This is a genomic window from Pseudidiomarina indica (assembly GCF_900104245.1).
GTDB classification, from domain to species: Bacteria; Pseudomonadota; Gammaproteobacteria; order Enterobacterales; family Alteromonadaceae; genus Pseudidiomarina; species Pseudidiomarina indica.
Genome location: NZ_FMXN01000002.1, coordinates 163,580 through 186,210 on the forward strand (window position 1 = coordinate 163,580; position 22,631 = coordinate 186,210).

Here is a 22,631-nt window from a genome sequence, read left to right on the forward strand (position 1 = left end):
ACTGTGTATCAGTCTATCACTGATATAAGGGCGTTGTCAGCTATTTCAATGGTCAGCAATGGATTATTTCGGTGGGCTGAGCACCACCACCGCTCGTTGTTTTCGTTTGCCGTAGCCAAATGCGCGGCGAAACGTGGCCAAGGGAATGGGCAAGTATTGGCGGCCGGCCGGGGATTGCCACGGCAAGGTGTCCTGATCCGGGTCGTTGATATAAATATAATGCTCATCGGCGGCACAAATCAGCACCCAGTGCGGCGCTTTGCTTTCGTCAAACACGTAGGTGCTGATTAACGCCAGCACCAATTTGCCGTGTTGCAAGTCATGGTGCAACTGCGCCAGCGAATAATCGCCCACATGAATCGGTACCTTGGCCCGTTCTAAGGCGGCAATATCGGCGTGCTGAATGCGCTCCATAATGGCCTTTTTCTCCGCGCTTCGCACCGAATCCATCAACAGCGGCCCTGCTTCACTCACGTACACTTCAGCGCCGAGGCCGCGTTTGTGTGCGGCGCGCGCTAACCCGTGCGGGCCACAACCCCCATGCCCGGAGGTCATAAAGATGGTGGTGGCCTCCCGCCAAATTTCCAATTCTTCGTGCTGTGGGTCGGTGCTGGGAATATCAAAATGGGCCATGGCCATCAATAAACTAGCGGGCCCGCAGGTAAAGTCCGTGGTTTGGGTTAAATAAGGCACCATTTTCGGGGCTGCCAGCGCATTTTCGTTGGCCATATAGCGCGGAAGCAGCTTTTGCAGCACCAAAGCATCACTTTCATCGTCGTAATATTCGGGGCGAATTTCTAGATCCACATAGCCCGCTTGGTGGTAAAACTGAATGCCGGCATGGTTATCGGTTTTCACTTCTAACCGCATCATCAAACAATGACGGGCGTTGGCGTTCGCTTCGGCGTGCTGCAACAGCAAATTGCCAATGCCCTGCCCCCGATAATCGGGGTGCACCGCGTGGGAATACAACCGTGCCAGCTCGGTCGCACGGCGGTATAGCACCAAGGCGTACCCCACTACCTGTTGCTCGTAGAGCGCCACGGTAAAGTCGCCAATGCCTTGCTCAATGAAGCGCTGAAAGCTGCGGCGGCTGATAAGGTTGGTGACAAAACTGCGCTGCTCAATTTGCAGCAGGGCCTCAAGATGAGAACGGGTGGCTGGAACCAGCTGGATGGACGCGGGTTGATGCTGAGTTTGGTGTTGCATACGTTGCCTTATGAACGGGGTCACAAGCCCATGAAGAAGATTGATTATACGTCAAAAACGGCTATCGCGCAGCGCCTTGAATAATGATAAACTTACGCCCAAAAATTTTGCCGGGATATTTGCCGGAATATTTGCCTAAGTTGAGGAACCTGCCGTGAGCACTGAAAAACCATCTTTAAGTTATAAAGACGCTGGCGTTGATATCGACGCGGGCAATGCCCTGGTTGAGCGCATTAAAGGCGTCACTAAACGAACCCGTCGGCCAGAAGTGCTGGGCGGCATTGGTGGTTTTGGAGCGCTGTGTGAGCTGCCAACCAAATATCGGCAGCCGGTCTTGGTTTCAGGCACCGACGGCGTGGGCACCAAACTGCGCTTGGCCATTGATTTAGGCAAACACGACACCGTCGGCATCGACTTGGTTGCCATGTGCGTGAATGACCTCATTGTGCAAGGGGCCGAGCCGCTGTTTTTCCTCGACTATTACGCCACTGGCAAGCTGGACGTCGATGTCGCGGCCGATGTGGTTACCGGTATTGGCGAAGGCTGTGTGCAAGCAGGTTGCGCGCTCATTGGCGGTGAAACCGCAGAAATGCCGGGCATGTACGCCCAAGGCGATTACGACATTGCGGGCTTCTGCGTTGGCGTGGTGGAAAAAGACCAAATTATTGATGGCCAAAAAGTCGCGCCAGGCGATGCCTTAGTCGCGCTAGGTTCAACCGGCCCGCACTCAAACGGCTACTCGTTGGTGCGTAAAATTTTAGAAGTGAGCGAAACCGACGCGGCTACCACCCTGTTAGATGGCAAGCCGTTGGCGGAACATTTATTAGCACCGACCAAAATTTATGTGAAATCCGTGCTCAAGTTGCTTGAGCAAATTGAAGTGCACGCCATTTCTCACATTACCGGTGGCGGCTTCTGGGAAAATATTCCACGGGTGTTACCTGAGCACGCCAAAGCAGTCATTGACGGCAGTAGCTGGCAGTGGCCGGCGGTATTTAACTGGTTGCAAGAGCACGGTAACGTGGCCACCAAAGAAATGTACCGCACCTTCAACTGTGGCGTGGGCTTGATCATCGCCCTGCCCCAAGCGGTGGCCGAGCAAGCAGTGCAATTGCTGCAAGCTGAAGGCGAGCACGCGTGGGTGATTGGCCATGTGGCAGAGCGTGCGGAGCACGAAGAAGCGGTTGAAATTCGTTCATGAAACGCATCGTTGTTTTAATCAGCGGCTCAGGCTCCAACATGCAAGCCATTGTGGAAGCCTGTCAGGCCGGCCGCATTGCCGGGCAAGTGGTGGGCGTTATTAGTAACAAAGCCGACGTGGCGGGGCTTGAGAAAGCCGCAGCAGCTGGGGTGCCAACGGCGGTATTAAGCCACCGCGATTACCCTACTCGTGAAGCCTATGACGCCGACTTGCAGCAGCTGATTGACTCATTTCAGCCTGATTTGGTGGTATTGGCGGGTTTTATGCGGATTTTAACCCCAGCCATCACCCGCCATTTTCATGGGCGTATGCTAAATATTCATCCGTCGTTGTTGCCGAAATACAAAGGGGTGAATACCCACCAGCGCGCGCTGGACGCGGGCGATGAGGAGCATGGGGTCAGTGTGCACTTCGTGACGGAAGAATTGGATGGCGGCCCGGTCATTTTGCAGGCCAAGGTGCCGATTTTTCCTGAAGATACTGCGGCGGATTTGCAGCAGCGGGTGCATACCCAAGAGCATGCCATTTACCCGCTGGTGGTTCAGTGGTTCTGTACCAATCGCTTACGGTTAACCGAGCAAGGCGCTGAGTTAGACGGTGAGCTGTTAGCCGCTGAGGGCTACGCGGCCGATTAATCCAATTCGGCTAAGCGCAACGCGGCCACTTCTTTGCCGTTTTCTCGTTGCACCATTTTCACTAACACGTAATCCAACTCCGGCGCGAACCAATAATCGGTCTCGCGCTTGGAGTTTTCTCGGATGCGCGACACTTTAATGGCGGTGACCTTGCCATACGGCAGGTCGTCGAGCACTTCGGTGCCACGCACCTCATAAATCAACTCGTCAGGCTTTCCGTTTTCATCCACCACATAATAGTGAAAGCGTTCTTTGCCTTGGCTCACGTCATAGCGCAGCTGCTCTAAGCTGGCCGCTTCGTCCATGCGGTGCTGCTCAATGTCCACTTCGTACGGGCGCTTGCTGTCGGCATTGATCAATTGCTTGTCGGCATGCACAAATTGACCATGAAACTTTTTATCCGAACCTGTTCCAGACCGGTGATAACGGAAGTTAAGGCTGTCAATTTGATCATCTTGGAACTGAAACTCCGACCAATAACGGCGGCGATCGGATAAGAACATCCAACTAATTTCAGTTTCGGTATACAGCTGAAAGTTCTGCCCCGTTTGGGTGAGATGCCGCTCAGCTTCACCATACTGGCTGCCCCCGCGCGATACTTCGTAATGCGCTTGATAAGGAGTCAGGCCAAGGGCTGCTGTACTACTCGCAAACAACAGCGCCAACACATGCAATAGAATTCCTTGCGGTAGCTTCATTGTTCTTCCTAACAAACTGTTTTAGTTAATTTTGTATTCACTATAGCGTAAGACCGCATCCATTTGTCAAAGTTTTTATTCCATCAATTTTCTAGCTCAGCAACTTGAAAATTCAGCAAAAAAGGTCTAATCTCAATCAAATCACAACTGGTCTGACCTCCAGCCATTTTCATCAGTGTTGAACAAGGAGTTGAACAACATGGGCACCCTTATCTGGCTTCTCATAACCTTACTTGCGTTGGGTGGCTTTCTTTATCATCGCGCCTCATTGCAAATCACCAGCCTTGGCATGGTGGGTTTATTTGCCCTCGGAAGCCTCGTTGCAGGCATCGGCTGGGGCTGGTGGCTGCTGTTGGCGATTATTTTAGTTCCGCTGAACTTACCCAGTATTCGGCGGAATATTTTGTCGCGCAAAATTCTGGCCATTTACCGGAAAATCATGCCGGAAATTTCGGAAACTGAAAAAGACGCCATCGATGCCGGAACCACCTGGTGGGAAGGCGATCTTTTCTGTGGTGCACCGCAGTGGGAAAAACTCCACAGCATTCAGAAGCCTGAGCTCACGGCCGAAGAGCAAGCCTTTTTAGATGGCCCTTGTGAAGAACTCTGCAAAATGATGAATGATTGGGAAGCGACCCATGAGCTGGCCGATATGCCCGAGCATGTGTGGCAATACCTGAAAGATGAAAAGTTCTTCGCCATGATCATTAAGAAAGAATATGGCGGGTTGGAGTTTTCGGCCTATGCGCAGTCGCGCGTGTTACAGAAGCTTGCGGGCGTCAGTACCATTTTAGCCTCTACCGTGGGCGTACCGAACTCGTTGGGGCCCGGCGAATTGCTGCAACACTACGGTACTCAAGAGCAAAAAGATTACTACTTGCCACGCTTAGCCGCTGGCCAAGAAATTCCTTGTTTTGCGTTGACCAGTCCAGAAGCCGGCTCCGATGCGGGCTCCATTCCTGATACTGGGGTTATTTGTAAAGGCATGTGGGAAGGTGAGGAAATTGTCGGCATTCGCCTCAATTTCAATAAGCGTTATATTACCTTGGCGCCCATTGCCACGGTGATCGGTTTAGCCTTTAAGTTGTACGACCCCGATCATTTACTTGGCGATGACGAAGAGTTAGGCATTACCGCTGCGTTGATTCCGCGCGACACCAAAGGGGTGGACGTTGGCCGTCGTCACTTCCCGCTCAACGTGCCGTTCCAGAATGGTCCAGTGCGCGGCAAAGATGTGTTTGTGCCGTTGGATTACATTATCGGTGGTCCAAAAATGGCCGGTAAAGGCTGGCGGATGCTGGTGGAATGCTTGTCCGTGGGCCGTGCCATTACCCTGCCCTCGAACTCAGCGGGTGGAGTAAAATCCATTGCCTTGGCCACCGGTGCTTATGCGTATATTCGTCGTCAGTTCCGCCTGCCCATTGGTAAAATGGAAGGCGTGGAAGAAGCCTTGGCACGTTTGGCAGGCAACGCCTACCTGATGGACGCGGTCACCAGTTTCTCAACCAAAGGCATTGATTTAGGTGAAAAGCCGTCGGTGATTTCGGCCATTTCCAAATACCACATGACCGAACGTTTGCGCTCCTGTGTGGATGACGCCATGGACATTCACGGCGGTAAAGGCATCTGCTTGGGGCCAAGTAACTACTTGGGCCGTGGCTATCAAGGTGTGCCGGTGGCCATTACCGTGGAAGGCGCGAATATTCTGACTCGTAACCTCATGATTTACGGACAAGGTGCCATTCGCTGCCACCCTTACGTGTTAGAAGAAATGTTGGCTTCGGCCGAACCTACGCGCAATGGCTTAAGCCGCTTCGATAAAGCGCTGTGGGGCCATATTGGCTTTGGCATGAGTAACTTTGTGCGCTCGCTGTTTTTCGGGTTGGGTGGCTGGCGTTTGAGTGCCTCCCCGGTGGATGACAGCACTGCCATTTACTACAAAAAAATGAACCGTTTCAGTGCCAACTTAGCGCTGTTATCGGACGTTGCTATGGCCACTTTGGGCGGTTCTTTAAAGCGCAAACAGCGGATTTCTGCCCGTTTAGGCGACATGCTCAGCTACTTGTTCATTGCCTCGGCCACCTTGAAGCGTTTTGACGATGAAGGTCGCCCGAAAGAAGACCGTGTATTGGTGCATTGGGCGCTGCAAGATCTGCTCTATCGCTTGCAAGAAAGCCAGTTGGCCTTGTTAGACAACTTCGGAACCGTCGGCAAGGTGATGAAAGCCATCATGTATCCGTTTGGCCGCATCATGAAACGCCCATCCGATAAGCTCGATCATAAAGTGGCGAAGCTTTTATTGAAGCCGAACGACAGCCGCGAACGCTTAGGCAACGGGCAATTCTTGTCTGCCGATGGCCAGTTTGGTTATTTGGAGCAAACCTTACGTGATGTGATTGCCGCCGAGCCGTTATTTGACAAGGTCCGCAAAGCAGCAAACGATCGTCGCATACCCTTTATGTTCTTGGATCAAGTGGCAGAGCAAGGCAAGCGCCTTGGGGTACTGGATGACGATGACGTCGAAGTCTTACGCCGCGCGGAACAAGGTCGCTTACGCGTCATCAGTGTCGATGACTTTGCCCATGAAGAACTCATTGCCGGTAATCACGCCCGCGAGGTTGCATTAGCCTCCGTATCAGCGGCCGATTAACGCATCGGACAAACTACTTATCCTGATTCCAAGGCCAATCCTCGCGATTGGCCTTTTTTGTGTGTACAATTCCGCTCTTATTTATTCAAGGTAACGAAACAGGAGCTGTATTTGCATGACGCAGGCCCAACAAACAGTAACGAAACGCAATGCATTTACGCGTTTCCTCGACACCGTCGAATGGCTAGGTAACCTCCTACCCCACCCCATTACATTATTCGCAATGTTCGCCCTTGGCATTATTTTAGTCAGTGGCATTGCGGGTTATTTCGAACTCAGCGCGCAAGATCCTCGCCCAGGTGGCGGTGTGATTGAAGTGGTCAGCTTGATGAATGCGGAAGGCTTACAGCGCATTGTTACGGGCCTAGTCACTAACTTCACCGGCTTTACGCCGTTAGGCACGGTTTTGGTTGCCCTGTTAGGGGTGGGTATTGCCGAGCGCTCCGGTATGTTGTCAGCGGCCATGCGCGGCTTGGTGATGAACGCTCACCCACGCTTGGTAACGGTGGCCGTGGTGTTCACTGGCGTTGTGTCCAATACTGCCGCAGAACTTGGTTATGTGGTGTTAATTCCGTTAGCGGCCATGATTTTCCATTCGTTGGGACGGCACCCGTTAGCGGGTTTGGCGGCAGCCTTTGCCGGTGTTTCTGGTGGTTACAGCGCCAACCTGCTGATTGGGACGGTTGACCCGTTATTGGCGGGGATCACCACCAAAGCAGCCCACATCATTGATCCGAACTACTATGTTGGGCCCGAAGCAAACTGGTACTTCATGTTCGTTTCGACGTTTTTGATTGCCATTTTGGGAACCTTTGTGACCGAAAAAATCGTCGAGCCGAAATTAGGGAAGTACAACACCACTGAAGCTTCGATGGAACTAACCGAACAAAAAATTGAGCCGTTAACCGCTCTTGAAAAGAAAGGCTTGATTGGTGCAGGTTTAAGCTTTGCCGCTCTTTGTGCGCTGTTGGCGTTAACCATTGTGCCGGAATGGGGAATTCTGCGGAACCCTGAAACCGGGGGCGTGTCAGGCTCACCGTTCCTAAAAGGGATTGTGGTGTTTATTTTCATCACCTTCGCCATTCCAGGTTATGTGTATGGACGCATCACCAATGTCATGCGCACCGATCGTGACGTCATTAATGCCATGTCTGACAGCATGAGCACCATGGGCATGTACATTGTGTTGGTCTTCTTTGCGGCGCAATTTGTGGCCTTCTTTGACTGGACCAACTTAGGCAGTATTCTTGCGGTGAACGGCGCCAGCTTCTTACAGAATGTTGGCTTAACTGGGCCTGCCTTGTTTATTCTGTTTATTTTCATGTGTGCGTTTGTCAACTTAATGCTGGGCTCAGCCTCGGCGCAGTGGGCCATTACGGCACCGATTTTCGTTCCCATGCTCATGTTAATTGGCTACTCGCCAGAAGTGATTCAAGTCGCCTACCGTATTGGCGACTCGGTCACCAACATCATCACCCCCATGATGAGCTATTTCGGCCTGATTTTGGCAGTGGCAGTGCGTTATAAGAAAGATACGGGCATTGGCACCATGATTGCCATGATGCTGCCTTACACCATTGTGTTCTTAATTGGTTGGACGGCGTTATTCTTCTTGTGGGTATTTGGCTTAGATTTACCGGTCGGTATTAATACCCCCACCTACTACACGCCATAATTCTTGCGAGATTCTCGTGAAATAAAAAAGCCCACCAACTTCGGTGGGCTTTTTTGTCTCTTATCATTCACGCCGCAATAAGCGGTACACCAACACAGCGGTTAATCCGCAACCGCCCATCACAAAGACCATGGCCAGTGGGTGATAATGCCCCAGTACGTTGACCACCGCAGACATCACGCCGGCAATTAAAAACTGCAAGCTGCCAGTCACTGCCGACGCAGAACCCGCGCGCTGTTGCTGTTCAGCTAACGCACCCGCCATAGCGTTGGGGAACACCAGCCCCAACGTACTCACGTATAAAAACAGCGGAATGATCACGCCAATCATGCCAAAGCCTTGCCAGCCGGCAATGATTAACACAATGGCAATCACCCCAAGCAATGGCAGCGAGAGGTTTAAAATCTTCCGAGATTCACGCCGCGTTAATAGCCACGCGTTGAATTGAGATAAACCGATAATGCCGACCGCATTCATGCCGAACAGCCAGCTATAACTGGTGGGTGACATGCCAAAATGCTCAATAAACACCAGCGGCGAGGCGGTGATATAGGCAAACATCCCCGCTTGCGCAATGCCGCCACTCAATGAGTAACGCAAGAAGCTGGGATCCCGCAAAACCGTCCAGTAAATCGGCAAACTATCACGAATCCGAATACTCGGGTTCGGCGCATGGGTTTCTGGCAACCGTAGATGCACCGTGGCCATACAGGCAATACCGACCGCGCCGATGATCAGGAAAATAGCCGGCCAGCCCCACGCCACGGTCACATAAGCCCCTGCCAGCGGCGCTAAAATGGGAGCCACCCCCATCACCAAAATCAGAAAACTAAACACCTGGGCCGAGGCTTGCGGCGTATACAAATCGCGCACCATGGCGCGCGCAATCACCAGCCCTGCACAAGAGCCTACCGCTTGCAAAAAGCGCAGCACAATCAGGGTTTCTAGGTTCGGTGCAAACGCACAGGCAAACGACGCCACAATAAACAGGGTGACCCCAAAATATAGCGGTGGCTTGCGGCCAAAACGGTCGGAGGCGGTGCCATACAGCAGTTGCCCAATAAACAGACCAAGGAAAAAGGAGGTGAGTGATAACTCCACCCGATTGCTTGGGGTGCCGAAATCCGCGGCAATATCCCCGAACGCGGGCAAGTACATATCAATAGATAACGGCCCGAAGGCCGTTAACAATGCAAGAACAATAACCGTTAAATCAAACTTCGCTCGATCAGAGACTTGATACTGGCTCATTCCGTGTTCGCCTTAAACTCTATGGTGCTATGCTCGCTGGGGCGACTGAGGGTTGCTTGCTCACGCGCCCAGTTCACGAAGGCTTGGGCATAATCAATGTAGGTATCCTCCGCACGCCCTTGCGCCGACAGTTCCCCTAATAATTGCCAACCATCGTTTCCTGCCGCCAAAAAGCTATTGGTGACCATGGTATAGCGTTGCTCCGGATTGATGGGTTGCCACTGATTGTGCTGCCGCACTTCCAAGTGCTCGATGCGTTTCCCCATGGGCGCGGTCATATCCACCGCAAAGCGAATGTTCGCGCCATGCGGATAAGCACCGTCTGAACCACCCGCCGAAAGCACATAATCCAGCGCTTGTTCCAAGACTTCGTGCACTTCTGCCCCGCTAATGCTCATGGTCATTAAGGTATTCGAGAAGGGTAACAACCCATACGCATCGGCAATGCTGAACGAACCCGCGGCAATTTCACGGCGCACGCCGCCCCCGTTTTGCAACGCAAAGTCAGCGCTCGGCACATTGGCTAAGAAGGCTTGTGCTACCACTTGGTGGGCATCCGATTGCCGCCCGCGCCCGCACTCATCAAAGGGGCTCGGCCCCATGCGTTGCATGCATAAGCGCTCACTCACTTGGGTAATCACTTGCGCTGCGAGTTCATCCAACTGAGCTTGGTATTGTTGCAGGTGCGCCACCACTTGTGGGTGTTCAGCCGTTGCGGTGAATTGTGGCAGCTGTTGAATGGCTTCGGGGGCATCTGTGCTCACCAAGAAGTGTGGCTGTCCGCCGCAATGGCTCACGGCATCGCCGTTAAATTGAATTTGCAGCTCGCCCACCACTTGGCTGTATTGCCACGCGTGACCAATGCACACCAAATCCCCCTCGGCGTTGGTCACCTGCATGGGGTATGGCCCCACGCTCGGGAGGCCATAGCGACCATAATCCCCCAGCAAGGTGTGGGAATCACCGCCAATAATAAAGTCCACCGCCGGCAAGCGTTCGGCAAGCTCCAAGTCGTTGCGATATTGAATGTGGGTCAGTAGGCCAATTTTCTCGATGCCGAGGCCCCGCAATTCCTCAATATAATGCAGCGCCGTTTCATATTCGTCGGCAAACTGCGTGGTGGCGTCAGGCTGCGATGAGTTTTTGGTTTTCATGGCAATGTCCAAGCCAATCACGCCAACCTTTTCCCCGTTCACCCGATAAATCGCATAGGGTTGGAAACTGTCCCACGCTGTTTTGGGAGTTAACGGCGACACGCCCACTTCGGGCTGTACGTTCGCTGCTAACACCGCCGTATTACATTCGCTCATGGCAAGGGCATCCAAAAACACCTTCAAGCCCGCATCGCCGTTATCAAACTCATGGTTGCCAAGCGCAAAAGCATCAAAACACACATGGTTCATCATTTCGGCATCGGCCACCCCGTTAAACAAGGTGTAAAACAGCGTGCCGGTTACCGCATCCCCCGCATGCAGCGTGAGCACGGCATCATTGTTGGCGCGAATGGTTTCAATTTGGGTCACCACCCGCGCAAACCCACCGGTTTCCACCCGATAGCGCGTTCCATCCACGTTGATTGCAGTGCGTTGCATGGGCAACAAATGCGAGTGGTGGTCATTGATATGGGCAATGGTGAGCTGATAAGGCTCGTCCTTGGGTGCGCTTGCACAACCGGTTAGCAACAAGCCGCCCAAGGCGGCGGCTAACCAGTGGCTTCGTGTCATTGTTGTCATGAATCAGGCTGCTTCTCTTATTTAATCAAACCAATTTCGCGTAACCGCTCCAACAAGTAGTCGTTTGCAGTAATCGGCTCATGCTTGGCGGGATTCTGCTCAGACACACAGCTTGCTAACGGCGTGATCAACACATCCGGGTTAAAGTGCAAGAAGAACGGAATGGAGTAACGTGATTTATGGCTATACGGCGCCGGTGGGTTCACCACGCGGTGGGTGGTGGAAGGCAGCACGTCATTGGTTAACCGTTGTAGCATATCGCCGACGTTACAGATAATGGCGCCTTCAATAATGGTCACTGGAATCCAGGTGCCGTCTTTGGCCAACACTTCCAGCCCCGGCTCACGAGAGCCCACCAATAAGGTCAATACGTTAATATCTTCGTGCGCACCCGCTCGTACCGAAGGCGTGCCTTCGTCAATAATGGGCGGATAATGCAGCGGGCGCAAAATTGAGTTGCCGAAATTCACTTTATCCTTAAAGAAGTCGCGCGGCTGTTGTAAGAACACCGCCAAGGCTTCCAGCACTCGTAGCCCTAACGCATCCAGCGCTTCATACAAGGCTAGAATTTTGGGTTTGAAATCAGGCAGTTCCGCTGGCCATACGTTTGGCAATAATTGTGGAAATGGCGGTTCCCCGTCAATTTCACGCCCGACGTGCCAAAATTCTTTTAAATCGACATGTTTCGCATCTTTGGCAATTTCTGTCCCAAAAGGAGTATAACCGCGCGTACCGCCGCCACCGGGAATGTGGTACTGCTTTTTAACCGCTTCAGGTAAGGCAAATAAATCGCGACAGATGTCCAACGCATCATCAATCAATTGCTGCTCAATGCCGTGGTTGGTTAAGGCAACAAAGCCATAGCTTTCATAGCCTTGCCCCACGTGCTGGGCAAATTCGTTAAAGTCTTTGCCGTACAGGCTCATATCAATATGCGGAATGGATTTCATTGGGTTCAGTTCCTAGGGAGAGATGACTTGAAATTATAGTGTATATGCTAAGGATTTTGGCCGCATGAAACAAGGGTAAATCTTACGTAAACCGCCTTTAGCTGGGGGGATTAAGTTGCTACCTTTATTTCAGCAATGTTGCAGAACGATACAGCAAAAAGGGAGTTATCATGAAGTTACACCCAGTTCTATTAAGCATTCCAGTGGTGACCCTCACCCTGTTAGCGGCACCGAGTCAGGCCCAAACGGCGCCTAGCCAGCCTAACTACAGTGCCTATAACTATCTAGGCATTGGTATCAACGACCATGACAACGGGGATAGCTTAGTGCTCGAAGGCTCCTACGCCTTTAAAGCGCCCTACTTTGTCAGCGGCTACTACCGTAACTTTGATAACGATGCGGGCGGCAGCAGCGATGCCTTCAATATCAAACTCGGACGATACTTTTGGCTCAACAATGGCTTAACCGCTGACTTTGGCGTACGTGCTGGTCACGTGGATTTTGGCCCCGTTGACAGCAACTTTTATGGCGTGGAAGGGAATCTGCGTCAACGCATTAATCAATTTGAAATTTACGGTGGCATCGGTTGGATTGACTACACCGATGGCGGCAGCGATAACCAGTATCAAGTTGGCGTGAACTACTATCTTGATACCAATCTCTCCATTGGCGTTGGCTATCAAGACAGCGAATATGGTGATGGGTTTCGCTTCCGTGGGAGTTACCACTTTTAATTAAATCAGGTATGCTGTGGCACATTCTTTGTTGTTTTGGAGATGCTCCGTGCCACAGCTGCCTAGCTTTATACAAATGTACCGCGAACTCATCGCACTACCTTCTGTTTCTTGCCTTGACCCAAGTTGGGACACCAGCAATAAAGCCATCATTGAAAAACTTGCCAGTTGGCTCGATCTGCTTGGCTTTCAAGTGGATGTTCGCGAACTGAAACAACCCGGTAAATACAACTTATTGGCCCGCTACGAGCCGGAGCTCGCGCAGCAAGGCGGCTTGCTGTTAGCCGGTCATACCGACACTGTGCCTTGGGATGAAGGCCGCTGGACTCACGACCCATTTAAACTGCATGAAGCCGACGGCCGCTTATACGGGCTTGGCAGCGCTGATATGAAAGGGTTTTTCGCGTTTGTACTCGAAGCATTGCGGGGCATTGAGTTAAAACAGCTTACCAAACCTTTGTACATTTTGGCGACCGCCGATGAAGAAACCACCATGGCGGGTGCCCGTGAATTACATGCCTTCCCTGAGTTTCGTCCTGAATTTGCGGTGATTGGCGAGCCTACTTCCATGACCCCAGTGACCAGCCACAAAGGCCATTTAACCGAGGCTGTACGCATTATTGGGCAATCGGGCCATAGTTCGAACCCAGCCGCGGGCGTGAATGCCATTGAAGTCATGCACGATGTCATCACCGAGCTACGGGGCATTCAAAGCGAATTTAAACAGCGCTATCACGACGCCACCTTCGAAGTGCCCTACCCAACCTTAAACTTCGGAGCTATTCATGGCGGCGATGCGGCCAACCGTATTTGTGCCTGTTGTGAGCTGCATCTCGATATGCGCCCCTTGCCTGGCATGAACGTGAATGAGCTCTATGATTTAATTGATCATCGCTTAGCAGACGTCAAAGCCCGCTACCCGAATGCGATTTCACTCATTCATATGCACGAGCCTATTCCTGGCTACCGCTGCCGTCACGATGCTGAAATCGTCAGCATTGCCGAAGAACTGACGGGGAATACTGCGGAACCGGCCAACTACTGTACCGAAGCGCCGTTTGTGCAAGATTTAGGCTGTGAAACCATCGTGATGGGCCCGGGCAACATTGCCCAAGCGCATCAACCCGATGAATTTATTTTGGTCAGTGAAATTGCGCCCGCACAGCAACAAATCGAGCAGCTTATTCGCCGCGTGTGTGGCGCGCAATAACCCGCGCTACTGGCGCAAAACTTCTGCGATGCACTGGACACGCGCCATAGCGCTCCAGTGCTTCTAAATGCATTTTTGTTGGGTAGGCTTTGTGCTTGGCAAAGTCATACTCAGGGTAAATGGCATGCCATTCCTGCATTTGCCGATCCCGTTCTACTTTCGCCAAAATCGAAGCAGCGCCAATACACGCTTCCAGCGCGTCCCCGCCCACCACCGCCTCGGCAGGCATCGATAGCTTTGGTAGCTTATTGCCATCTACCAACACTTTGCTGGGCTGCACCGGCAAGGCTTCCACCGCCCGTTGCATGGCCAGCAACGAGGCCTGCAAAATGTTTAGGCGGTCAATTTCGTCGGCATCACATTGCGCAATGGCCCAATACAATGCTTTTTGCTTGATTTCTTTGCTCAATAATTCGCGCTTTTTAGCAGACAGCTTTTTTGAGTCCGTAATGCCCTCAATGGGGTGCTGCGGGTCTAAAATCACCGCAGCAGCGACCACCGGCCCAGCAATGGGTCCGCGCCCTGCCTCATCCGTTCCACAGATCATGCTCATTCATCTTGTTGTTAACAATTGTTGCGGTATGATACGTTCTTTGCAATCAGAATAACAAGACAACAAGGGGTTTCCTCATGAGTGGTTCAGCAGAATCTACTTCATTACTACAGCGTATCCTAGATAAGGTTGAAAAAGTTGGTAACAAGTTACCTGATCCAGCTGTAATGTTCTTCGGTTTATTGATTATTGTCTGGGTGTTCAGCTGGTTACTTTCAGGCGTAAGCTTCGATGCAATACACCCACTAACCGGTGAGCAAGTGGGAGTTACTAACCTATTAGCTGGCGACCAAATGGCTGACTTTCTCGTCAAAATGGTGAGCACTTTTATGGGTTTTGCACCCTTAGGCGTCGTCTTGGTTGCCATGTTAGGTGTAGGTGTGGCAGAGCGTAGTGGGTTTTTTAACGTCGCTATTAAACTCATGCTAAACGTCACCCCAAAAATGTTGCTCACCCCAGTATTAATTCTGGTAGCTATTATCAGTCATACTGCGGTTGATGCTGGTTATGTTCTTGTTATTCCATTAGGCGGAGTGATTTACTACGCTGCCGGACGCCACCCTTTAGCTGGGATTGCAGCAGCATTTGCTGGGGTTTCAGGTGGTTTCAGTGCCAACTTTATTCCATCGGCGATCGATCCATTGTTACAAGAGTTCACCCAAACTGCTGCGCAAATTCTTGACCCCGCCGTTCAACTGAACACACTCAATAACTACTTCTTCACTGCTTCGTCAGCTATTATCGTGGTGTTAGTCGGGTGGTACCTCACCGACCGAGTTATTGAGCCGCGCCTACAACGCACCGCCAAGGTGGACGGTGACCAAAAAGAAATGCCAACCTTGGATGACGTCACCCCGCGCGATCGCAAGGCGTTCTATGCCGCGGTACTGACCATGGTGGCAGGTTTGGTATTACTGTATTTTTCTGCCACGGCCGACAACACGCCATTAGCAGATAGCACGGGTTCTATTGCATCTTTCCAAGCACCTTTGATGCAAATGATTGTGCCGCTCATTTTCTTACTATTCATTATTCCTGGTATCGTGCATGGCTATATTGCCGGCACCTTTAAATCTTCGCAGGACGTGATTGGCGCCATGAGCAAATCCATGGAAGGCATGGCCTATTATTTAGTCATGGCCTTCTTCTGTGCGCTGTTCATCAAAGCCTTCACCGACTCCAACCTGGGAACCTTAATTTCCATTAAGGGTGCGCAAGCATTAAGTTCCTTAGAACTCAGTGGTGGCGTGACCATGGTGTTGTTGATTGTGCTAGTGGCAATCATCAACTTATTTATTGGTTCTGCGTCGGCCAAATGGGCGCTGATTTCACCCATTTTTGTTCCCATGCTCATGCAATTAGGCTATTCACCGGATTTAACCCAAGCCGCCTACCGTGTGGGGGATTCCACCAGTAACATCATTACCCCGTTACTGCCGTACTTCCCGTTAGTGGTGGTATATTGCCAACGCTACGTGAAAAATACGGGTATTGGGTCCTTGGTTGCCATGATGCTGCCGTATACCATTAGTTTGTTGGTGATCTGGAGCGCCTACTTAGTGCTGTACTGGTTGCTCGGTATTCCGCTGGGTATCCAATCCAGTTACACCTACCCTGTAGCCGGCTAAGGATACGCCAATGGATTACTTCCAGGGGAAAACAGTCTGGTTAACCGGTGCCTCGTCTGGCATCGGTTTAGCCATGGCGCAACAACTGGCCGCTGCCGGGGCTCAGTTAATCTTAACGGCCCGGCGGGCAGAGGTCCTTGAACAGGTCCGCCAGCAGCTCGCCCAGCCTCAGCACCATCGGGTGTTAGCGCTGGATTTAAGCCAGCCCGAACAAGCGGCCGCGCAAGCACAAGAAGCCCTCGGCGATACGCAGATTGATATTCTCATCAACAATGCCGGTGTGTCGCAACGTTCACTGATTTTAGACACCGATTTGGCGGTATATCGCCAACTCATGGAAATTGACTACTTTGCCGTGGTTGCCCTCACCAAGTTGGTATTGCCTGGCATGGTGCAACGTGGGTCGGGGCATATTGTAACGGTCTCCAGCGTGGCAGGAAAAGTCGGGACCAAGCTCCGCAGCGGATACAATGGCGCGAAGTTTGGCGTGCTTGGGTTCATGGACTCCTTACGTGCTGAAACAGCGCATGCTGGGCTCACGGTCACCTCTATTTTGCCGGGCTTCATTAACACTCAAGTGGCGCATAACTCGCTCACTGGGGATGGCTCGCCCTTAGGCCAAGCAGACCCAGACAACGCTGGCGGTATTTCGGCAGAAGAATGTGCTCGCCGTTCCCTGCAAGCCATCGCAAAAAGAAAAGATGAAGTGGTGGTGGGTTCCGGCTTGTCGAAGCTAGCGCCCTTTTTGCAGCGTTTTCTACCCGGGTTGGTGCGCCGGATGGTCGCCAACCGCTAACTTTCTTTTCACTGCTCTTGATCAAAAAACGTCACCCTGTTGCCAGAGTGACGTTTTTTTTAGCTTCAGACGATCAACTTATCTCATATGCACTAACATGCTGGTTGGGTCTTCCAAGAACTCTTGCCAACGCTTATTGAAGCGAGCAATGGTTCCACCGTCAATAATACGATGGTCACCCGACCAACTGGCCGTCATCAACTTGCGTGCCACTACTTGGCCGTTCGCATCAAAGCGTGGCAGTTCTTGCACTTTACCAAGCGCCACAATCGCCGCCTCAGGCTTATTGATAATTGGGGTTGCTACCGTGCCACCAATCACGCCGATATTCGAAATGGAAATGGTGCCTCCTTTCATATCTTCTTGGGCAACACGTCCATCTCGAGCCGCTTGGGTCAAGCGTGAGACTTCTTGGGCAACTTCAATAATCGACTTGTTTTGTACCTGCTTAATATTCGGGACTAACAAGCCAATTTTGGTATCCACCGCCATGCCGATGTTGTGATCATCAAAGTAAGTAATTTCAGTACACTCGTCATTCACTTGCGCGTTCATGACCGGGAATTCACTCAATGCCAAGGATAACGCCTTGATGAAAAACGGCATCATGGTGATCCGAATGCCTTGCTCGGCATACTTTTCTTTCAGCTTCTGCTGTAAGGCAATCAGTTCGGTTAAGTCGAATTCATCCGCATAGGTGAAGTGTGGAATAGTGCTCACCGACCTCATCATTTGCTTCGCCATGGCCGCTTTCACGCCACGGATTGGTTCCACTCGAGTCCCGCCGGTGCTGGTGACCGCAACCGCTGCTGGTGCTGCGATCGCCGCTTCGGCCACTGCGCCACCTTGACGCGCAAAGGCTTCCACGTCTTCTTTCAACACACGGCCTTTTGCCCCTGAGCCTGGCACCAAACTAATATCGATATCCAGTTCGCGCGCCCGACGACGCACTGCTGGGCTGGCAATGGCTTTGCCTGGCCGCGCTGCAGCGGCTGGCACTGTGGCTGCTGGTGTCGTGGTTGCAGTCGTCGAACTTGCCGGCGTTGCCGCTGTTGGCTGTGCGCTTGTAGCAGCTGCTGCCGTGCGAATCGCGTACAGTGGCGCGTGCACCTTGGCAATTTCCCCTTGCGCATAGTACAGCTTGGCAATCACGCCATTTTCTTTCGCTGGGATCTGCACCAAGGCTTTATCCGTCATCACGTCAACAATCGGCTGGTCTTCCACCACCGTATCGCCTTCTTTGACCTGCCATTCAACCACTTCACACTCGACAATGCCTTCGCCAATATCAGGCAAAATAAAGTCGGTCACCGCTTCCGCCGCCGTTTGAACAGGTGCTGGAGTTGCTTCAACCGCCGCTGGTGCCGCAGTTGCTGCCGCGGAATCCGCAGTTTCAATGGCATACAACGGGGCATGCACCTTGGCAATTTCCCCTTGCGCATAGTACAACTTGCTAATCACGCCATCTTCTTTGGCTGGAATTTGTACCAAGGCTTTATCAGTCATCACATCCACAATGGGCTGATCTTCTTTGACTTGATCGCCTTCTTTCACCAACCACTCAACCACCTCACACTCGACTATCCCTTCGCCAATATCGGGTAAGATAAAATCTTTACTCATCGTCTGCGGGCCTCTTAGTAGGTCATCGAAGCTTTAATGGCTTCATAGACTTTCAGGTGATCGACAAAATATTCTTTTTCGTGGCTAAGTGGATACGGGGTATCCAAGCCACATACGCGAGCAATGGGTGACTCTAGGTACAAGAAGCACTCTTCTTGAATGGTCGCCGCCACTTCGCTAGCAAAGCCGTTGGTTAATGGCGCTTCTTGCGTCACCACCAAGCGTCCGGTTTTTCTAACCGACTCAGCTACGGTATCGACATCCCAAGGTAAAATGGTGACCAGGTCAATCACTTCGCACGAGATGCCATCTTGGGCAGCCATTTCAGCCGCTTTTTCAGCAATTTCAACTTGCGCACCCCAAGCAAGAACGGTCACGTCCGTTCCTTCTTGCACAATATCCGCTTTGCCGAGTTCGAGCATGTACTCGCCTTCTGGCACCTCACCCACTGCGGCACGATACAAGCGCTTTGGCTCCATAAACAGCACTGGGTTCGGGTCGAAAATTGCGCTCAACAACAACCCTTTCGCCATGTAAGGGTTGCGTGGCATCACAATTTTCATGCCTGGCGTATGAGCGAAATAGGCTTCTGGTGATTGCGAGTGATAGTGGCCGCCTGAAATACCGCCGCCGTATGGCGTACGAATGGTCAAGCCACCCACGTTAAACTCATTGCCTGAGCGATAACGGAACTTGGCCGCTTCGTTCACAATTTGGTCAAACGCTGGGAAGATGTAATCGCCAAATTGAATTTCAGCAACCGCGTAGCTGCCTTGTGAGGCTAAGCCGTTCGCAAAACCAATAATGCCTTGCTCCACCAGCGGCGTGTTAAAGTTGCGATGGCGGCCGTACTTTTCCGTTAACCCAGAGGTCGCACGGAATACGCCACCAAACGAACCAGTATCTTCACCAAAGCTATACACTTTGTCGCTTTTGGCCATTGCGATATCAAGCGCGCTATTGACAGCTTGTAATAAATTCATCTTAGCCATGCTTATTTACCTCCATCAATACGCGGCGCGGTTTTCGGATAAGCTTCAGGGTACTTACGGATGTGTGCCTTCAACTCAGCCAATTGCTTCTGCAAATGCTTCGGTGGAGTGTCATAAACGTCTTCGATGATCTCATCAATATGCGGAACAGGAATGGTTTCAGCTTCTTTCAATGCCGCCAAGACCATGGCCTTTTTCTCTTCATAATTTTGTTCGGCTTGTTCTTCGGTAATCCAACCTTGGTTTTGCAACCATTTTTGGAAACGAACCACAGGATCTTTGCCTTTCCACGCATTTTCTTCTTCACGGGTGCGGTAGCCAGTTGGGTCATCCGAGGTGGAGTGCCCGGCCATCCGGTAGCTCATGCCTTCAATTAACACGGGCTCATTGTGCTCAACCGCAAGTTCACGTGCCAGACGGGTTGCTTCGTACACGGCAAACACGTCGTTACCATCCACGCGAATGGTTTTCATGCCATAGGCTACACCACGCGGCGCAATCCCGTCACCGCCGTATTGTTCGCCCTGAGATGGAGTTGAAATTGCATAACCGTTGTTACGACAGAAGAAAATCACCGGTACTTTGTACACCGATGCCATGTTTAAACCCGCGTGGAAGTCACCTTCGGACGCCGCGCCTTCACCAAAGTAACAGATGGTGCAGGTGCCGCTTTTATCCATTTTTTGGCCGTACGCGTAGCCCGTTGCTTGTGGGATTTGCGTTGCCAGTGGCGAGGCGATGGTCATAAAGTTCAAGTCTGCACAGCCATAGTGCACTGGCATTTGACGCCCTTTCCCGAAGTCACGCTCGTTGGAGAACAGCTGGTTCATGAACTGTTCAACCGTAAAGCCACGGAACGCCAACGCGCCCTGCTCACGGTATTGGCCCATGATCATATCTTCTGGAATCAAGGCCGCAGCAGAACCGATACTGGCCGCCTCTTCGCCTAATGACGATAAATAGAAGCTGATGCGACCTTGGCGCTGTGCCGCGATCATGCGCTCATCAAGAATACGGATAAACTGCATGGTTGAAAAAATCTTCAACGCCAGTTCTTTATCCATCTCGGGGGCTTTCGCACCTTTACGAATGGTTCCATCTTCAGACAAGATCTGAAACATTGGAATGGTTAACGCCGAGCCATCAATAAATTGTGGCTGGGTGACAATGTCCAATTGATGTTGTGTATCTTTAGCCATAACTTTCTCGTTGTAAGAAAAATTGCGCACACTTTACCTTTACGTTAACTGACATGCAAATAAGGTGTACGGTAAAACACCAAAAATCAGACCAGTTTCAACTGTTCTAAAGCAATGGGTTTGACTAACAATAAAGCCCGCTGCCCTTTCTCTACTTGGGCATTGGGGAAGATAATTCGTTCACCGGCTTGCTCCACACGATATTCTTTACTGCCATCGGTGGCCAATAAATAACCCACCTCAAATTCAGTGAAGTTGGCGACATTTTCAGCAAAGTGCAGTTTGAAATCATCGGTTTCGCGGTTAATGGTACGCTGAACATCAAAAATTTGATGCCGGTTTGGATCAAATTCTGGTAATTGCAGACTGGGTTGGCTGATTAATTGGCGCAACATGCGGTCCACGTCGGTAAACCGTGACATGTCATTTTCACCAAACGGCTGCACCTTGCCTAATTCCACCGTAAATCCGTTCGCCTGATGCGTACGAACGCTGTAATAACTGAACGTGGTGGTAGGCGCTTGATTTAATAGCACCGTGTGAATGCCGCATTCAGCCAAGAAAGTGAGCTGATCTTTACGGTACGGGTTATCATGCGGAAACGGGTAAATCACAAACTTTTCAAAGGCCGAGTCGCGAATGGCCGTATGCAAGTCGTAATGGAACCGCTGTGATTGACGATAAAACCGGGTGACATAGTGTTCCAGCTGTGCTGCACGCTGATGCTCCAGCGATGTTCCCTGTTGGTGCGCGCCACTAAACAGACGGTTCATATTGGTGTCGACAAACCGTGTGCCGTTCACCATGGCCAACGGGTTGCCAAACAGAAACAGTACCCGCTGACACACCCGCAACTGACCACTCAGAATGTCTTGTAAGATATCGCGTACAAGTTCAATCGGGGCCGTTTCGTTGCCGTGAACGCCGCAAGAAATCACCACGTCCTTCCCTGCTGGCTGTTTGGGCTCCACCACAATCACCCCGGCGTCCCAAAACTCAATGGTGGTGTCATGCACCACCTGCTCAGTGCCCCAATCCTCGGCTTTCGGATCAGGCGTTATGGCAGCGGGCAATGACGCCGGCAACGGCTGTTGAATGGCTTCAAAATAACGAGCAATGGTCCACTTCAATACATCTTGACGCATTATTATTCTTCCAGTTCTTGAATCTTTCCGGGCGCTAACCCTTTGGTTGCCAACAAGGCACGCAGTACTTTGGAGCGGTATTCGCGACGATAAAGAACCACGACCACCACGGCGGTCGAGGCCATGAATACGTAGGGGTGCACAAACCAGCATAAATAGGCTAACGCGAAATAATAGGCCCGCAAGCCGTTATTGTATTCATGGCCGGCTTGGTCAATCACTTTTGCGGTTTGCCGCGCGAACAACTCGCGCTCTTCGTCCGAATAGTCGGTGGAGCGATACTGGGGCGCGCCCCCCATCAGCACTGAGACGAAACCAAATTGTCGAATCGCCCAAGTGAATTTAAAGAAAGCAAACACGAACACTAAGCTTAACACCGCCAATTTAAATTGGACTTTATCGGCCGAGGTGGGTGCGGTTACCGGGATGTTTTCGAGCACTTGCACCACGTTATCGGCCGACGCTAGCAAGGTGAGCACCCCCGCTAACACCAGAATGGTGGACGACGCAAAAAAGGTCACCGTGCGCTCCACGTTGCCAAGCAAAGCAGCATCAGCAATTTGGTGTTCTTTTCGAGTGAGGGTCCGCATCCAGTCAATTCGGAGTTGACGTAGAATATGCGACAAACTGTAGGTGGTACGAGCCCGTAACCGTGCGAATTGAGAGTAACTCACCCACACTGTCACGAAGAAAACGAGTGCGAAAATGTCGATAAACGCCAAATTCATGCGGACCTTCCTGTGGCTAGT

The 22,631-nt window shown here is 51.6% G+C and carries 19 protein-coding genes; 8 read left to right on the top strand and 11 right to left on the bottom strand.

Annotation, left to right across the window (positions count from 1 at the left end; all coding sequences use genetic code 11):
* Window positions 1–63: 63 nt before the first annotated feature.
* Window positions 64–1,209, bottom strand: coding sequence for a ribosomal protein S18-alanine N-acetyltransferase (rimI, locus tag BLP64_RS02460; protein ID WP_092591412.1), 1,146 nt, complete (start codon window positions 1,207–1,209; stop codon window positions 64–66).
* Between the two features lie 154 nt (window positions 1,210–1,363).
* On the opposite strand from rimI, the gene purM reads away from it, so the two are divergent.
* Both purM and purN read left to right on the top strand, forming a co-directional pair.
* Window positions 1,364–2,410, top strand: coding sequence for a phosphoribosylformylglycinamidine cyclo-ligase (gene purM / locus BLP64_RS02465; protein WP_092591414.1), 1,047 nt, complete (start codon window positions 1,364–1,366; stop codon window positions 2,408–2,410).
* On the top strand, window positions 2,407–3,045 hold the full coding sequence (gene purN, locus BLP64_RS02470) for a phosphoribosylglycinamide formyltransferase (RefSeq protein ID WP_092591416.1): 639 nt from the start codon (window positions 2,407–2,409) through the stop codon (window positions 3,043–3,045). Before purM ends, purN begins: the two co-directional genes overlap by 4 nt.
* Here purN and BLP64_RS02475 read toward each other — a convergent pair.
* Window positions 3,042–3,743 carry a DUF3108 domain-containing protein gene (locus BLP64_RS02475; protein WP_092591418.1) on the bottom strand — a complete coding sequence of 234 codons (702 nt, stop codon included), beginning with the start codon at window positions 3,741–3,743 and terminating at the stop codon, window positions 3,042–3,044. The two genes, purN and BLP64_RS02475, sit on opposite strands and share 4 nt — an antisense overlap.
* A gap of 199 nt (window positions 3,744–3,942) precedes the next feature.
* Between BLP64_RS02475 and fadE the strand changes: the two genes are divergently transcribed.
* A complete protein-coding gene (gene fadE / locus BLP64_RS02480; RefSeq protein ID WP_092591420.1) occupies window positions 3,943–6,393 on the top strand; it encodes an acyl-CoA dehydrogenase FadE in 2,451 nt (816 codons plus the stop codon).
* A gap of 115 nt (window positions 6,394–6,508) precedes the next feature.
* On the top strand, window positions 6,509–8,068 hold the full coding sequence (locus tag BLP64_RS02485; RefSeq protein WP_092591422.1) for an AbgT family transporter: 1,560 nt from the start codon (window positions 6,509–6,511) through the stop codon (window positions 8,066–8,068).
* 63 nt (window positions 8,069–8,131) lie between these two features.
* Here the strand turns inward: BLP64_RS02485 and BLP64_RS02490 are convergent, their stop codons facing one another.
* From BLP64_RS02490 to BLP64_RS02500, 3 genes are read right to left on the bottom strand one after another with little or no spacing between them, the layout of a single operon-like run.
* Complete coding sequence (locus BLP64_RS02490) at window positions 8,132–9,319, bottom strand: multidrug effflux MFS transporter (protein ID WP_092591424.1); 1,188 nt, start codon at window positions 9,317–9,319, stop codon at window positions 8,132–8,134.
* On the bottom strand, window positions 9,316–11,052 hold the full coding sequence (locus BLP64_RS02495; protein ID WP_233340080.1) for a bifunctional metallophosphatase/5'-nucleotidase: 1,737 nt from the start codon (window positions 11,050–11,052) through the stop codon (window positions 9,316–9,318). The genes BLP64_RS02490 and BLP64_RS02495 overlap by 4 nt, the downstream gene beginning before the upstream one ends.
* Before the next feature lie 17 nt (window positions 11,053–11,069).
* Complete coding sequence (locus BLP64_RS02500; RefSeq protein ID WP_092591426.1) at window positions 11,070–12,002, bottom strand: isopenicillin N synthase family dioxygenase; 933 nt, start codon at window positions 12,000–12,002, stop codon at window positions 11,070–11,072.
* A gap of 170 nt (window positions 12,003–12,172) precedes the next feature.
* Between BLP64_RS02500 and BLP64_RS02505 the strand changes: the two genes are divergently transcribed.
* Both BLP64_RS02505 and argE read left to right on the top strand, forming a co-directional pair.
* Complete coding sequence (locus BLP64_RS02505; RefSeq protein WP_092591428.1) at window positions 12,173–12,736, top strand: porin; 564 nt, start codon at window positions 12,173–12,175, stop codon at window positions 12,734–12,736.
* A gap of 76 nt (window positions 12,737–12,812) precedes the next feature.
* Window positions 12,813–13,946 (top strand): acetylornithine deacetylase, encoded by a 1,134-nt coding sequence (argE, locus tag BLP64_RS02510; protein ID WP_233340088.1) that lies wholly within the window; start codon window positions 12,813–12,815, stop codon window positions 13,944–13,946.
* Here the strand turns inward: argE and rnhB are convergent.
* Window positions 13,918–14,493: a ribonuclease HII gene (rnhB, locus tag BLP64_RS02515; protein ID WP_176754896.1), complete on the bottom strand. Its 576-nt coding sequence runs from the start codon at window positions 14,491–14,493 to the stop codon at window positions 13,918–13,920. The genes argE and rnhB overlap by 29 nt on opposite strands.
* Before the next feature lie 83 nt (window positions 14,494–14,576).
* Here rnhB and BLP64_RS02520 point away from each other — a divergent pair, with 83 nt between their 5' ends.
* Window positions 14,577–16,127 (top strand): AbgT family transporter, encoded by a 1,551-nt coding sequence (locus tag BLP64_RS02520; protein WP_092591434.1) that lies wholly within the window; start codon window positions 14,577–14,579, stop codon window positions 16,125–16,127.
* Between the two features lie 10 nt (window positions 16,128–16,137).
* Entirely contained in the window at window positions 16,138–16,923 is a 786-nt protein-coding gene (locus BLP64_RS02525; protein ID WP_092591436.1) for an SDR family oxidoreductase, read from the top strand.
* A 78-nt stretch (window positions 16,924–17,001) separates the two neighbouring features.
* Here the strand turns inward: BLP64_RS02525 and BLP64_RS02530 are convergent, their stop codons facing one another.
* The 5 genes from BLP64_RS02530 to BLP64_RS02550 form a co-directional block, all read right to left on the bottom strand.
* Window positions 17,002–18,546 carry a dihydrolipoyllysine-residue acetyltransferase gene (locus BLP64_RS02530; protein WP_092591438.1) on the bottom strand — a complete coding sequence of 515 codons (1,545 nt, stop codon included), beginning with the start codon at window positions 18,544–18,546 and terminating at the stop codon, window positions 17,002–17,004.
* Between the two features lie 14 nt (window positions 18,547–18,560).
* Window positions 18,561–19,538 (bottom strand): alpha-ketoacid dehydrogenase subunit beta, encoded by a 978-nt coding sequence (locus tag BLP64_RS02535; RefSeq protein WP_092591440.1) that lies wholly within the window; start codon window positions 19,536–19,538, stop codon window positions 18,561–18,563.
* 2 nt (window positions 19,539–19,540) lie between these two features.
* Entirely contained in the window at window positions 19,541–20,737 is a 1,197-nt protein-coding gene (locus tag BLP64_RS02540) for a thiamine pyrophosphate-dependent dehydrogenase E1 component subunit alpha (protein WP_092591442.1), read from the bottom strand.
* An 86-nt stretch (window positions 20,738–20,823) separates the two neighbouring features.
* The gene (astE, locus tag BLP64_RS02545; protein WP_092591444.1) at window positions 20,824–21,882 is read right to left on the bottom strand and encodes a succinylglutamate desuccinylase; all 1,059 of its coding nucleotides are present in this window, start codon (window positions 21,880–21,882) and stop codon (window positions 20,824–20,826) included.
* Window positions 21,883–21,884: 2 nt separating this feature from the next.
* Entirely contained in the window at window positions 21,885–22,610 is a 726-nt protein-coding gene (locus BLP64_RS02550) for a DUF599 domain-containing protein (protein ID WP_092591446.1), read from the bottom strand.
* Window positions 22,611–22,631: the final 21 nt, after the last annotated feature.

What these genes read in the sequence shown, in the direction of transcription:
- BLP64_RS02500 (WP_092591426.1), bottom strand. Translation starts at nt 12,002, where the DNA reads ATGAAATCCATTCCGCATATTGATATGAGCCTGTACGGCAAAGACTTT.
- BLP64_RS02505 (WP_092591428.1), top strand. Translation starts at nt 12,173, where the DNA reads ATGAAGTTACACCCAGTTCTATTAAGCATTCCAGTGGTGACCCTCACC.
- BLP64_RS02485 (WP_092591422.1), top strand. Translation starts at nt 6,509, where the DNA reads ATGACGCAGGCCCAACAAACAGTAACGAAACGCAATGCATTTACGCGT.
- BLP64_RS02525 (WP_092591436.1), top strand. Translation starts at nt 16,138, where the DNA reads ATGGATTACTTCCAGGGGAAAACAGTCTGGTTAACCGGTGCCTCGTCT.
- BLP64_RS02550 (WP_092591446.1), bottom strand. Translation starts at nt 22,610, where the DNA reads ATGAATTTGGCGTTTATCGACATTTTCGCACTCGTTTTCTTCGTGACA.
- BLP64_RS02490 (WP_092591424.1), bottom strand. Translation starts at nt 9,319, where the DNA reads ATGAGCCAGTATCAAGTCTCTGATCGAGCGAAGTTTGATTTAACGGTT.
- rnhB (WP_176754896.1), bottom strand. Translation starts at nt 14,493, where the DNA reads ATGATCTGTGGAACGGATGAGGCAGGGCGCGGACCCATTGCTGGGCCG.
- BLP64_RS02540 (WP_092591442.1), bottom strand. Translation starts at nt 20,737, where the DNA reads ATGGCTAAAGATACACAACATCAATTGGACATTGTCACCCAGCCACAA.
- rimI (WP_092591412.1), bottom strand. Translation starts at nt 1,209, where the DNA reads ATGCAACACCAAACTCAGCATCAACCCGCGTCCATCCAGCTGGTTCCA.
- BLP64_RS02530 (WP_092591438.1), bottom strand. Translation starts at nt 18,546, where the DNA reads ATGAGTAAAGATTTTATCTTACCCGATATTGGCGAAGGGATAGTCGAG.
- BLP64_RS02535 (WP_092591440.1), bottom strand. Translation starts at nt 19,538, where the DNA reads ATGGCTAAGATGAATTTATTACAAGCTGTCAATAGCGCGCTTGATATC.
- BLP64_RS02475 (WP_092591418.1), bottom strand. Translation starts at nt 3,743, where the DNA reads ATGAAGCTACCGCAAGGAATTCTATTGCATGTGTTGGCGCTGTTGTTT.
- fadE (WP_092591420.1), top strand. Translation starts at nt 3,943, where the DNA reads ATGGGCACCCTTATCTGGCTTCTCATAACCTTACTTGCGTTGGGTGGC.
- BLP64_RS02520 (WP_092591434.1), top strand. Translation starts at nt 14,577, where the DNA reads ATGAGTGGTTCAGCAGAATCTACTTCATTACTACAGCGTATCCTAGAT.
- purN (WP_092591416.1), top strand. Translation starts at nt 2,407, where the DNA reads ATGAAACGCATCGTTGTTTTAATCAGCGGCTCAGGCTCCAACATGCAA.
- BLP64_RS02495 (WP_233340080.1), bottom strand. Translation starts at nt 11,052, where the DNA reads ATGACAACAATGACACGAAGCCACTGGTTAGCCGCCGCCTTGGGCGGC.
- argE (WP_233340088.1), top strand. Translation starts at nt 12,813, where the DNA reads ATGTACCGCGAACTCATCGCACTACCTTCTGTTTCTTGCCTTGACCCA.
- astE (WP_092591444.1), bottom strand. Translation starts at nt 21,882, where the DNA reads ATGCGTCAAGATGTATTGAAGTGGACCATTGCTCGTTATTTTGAAGCC.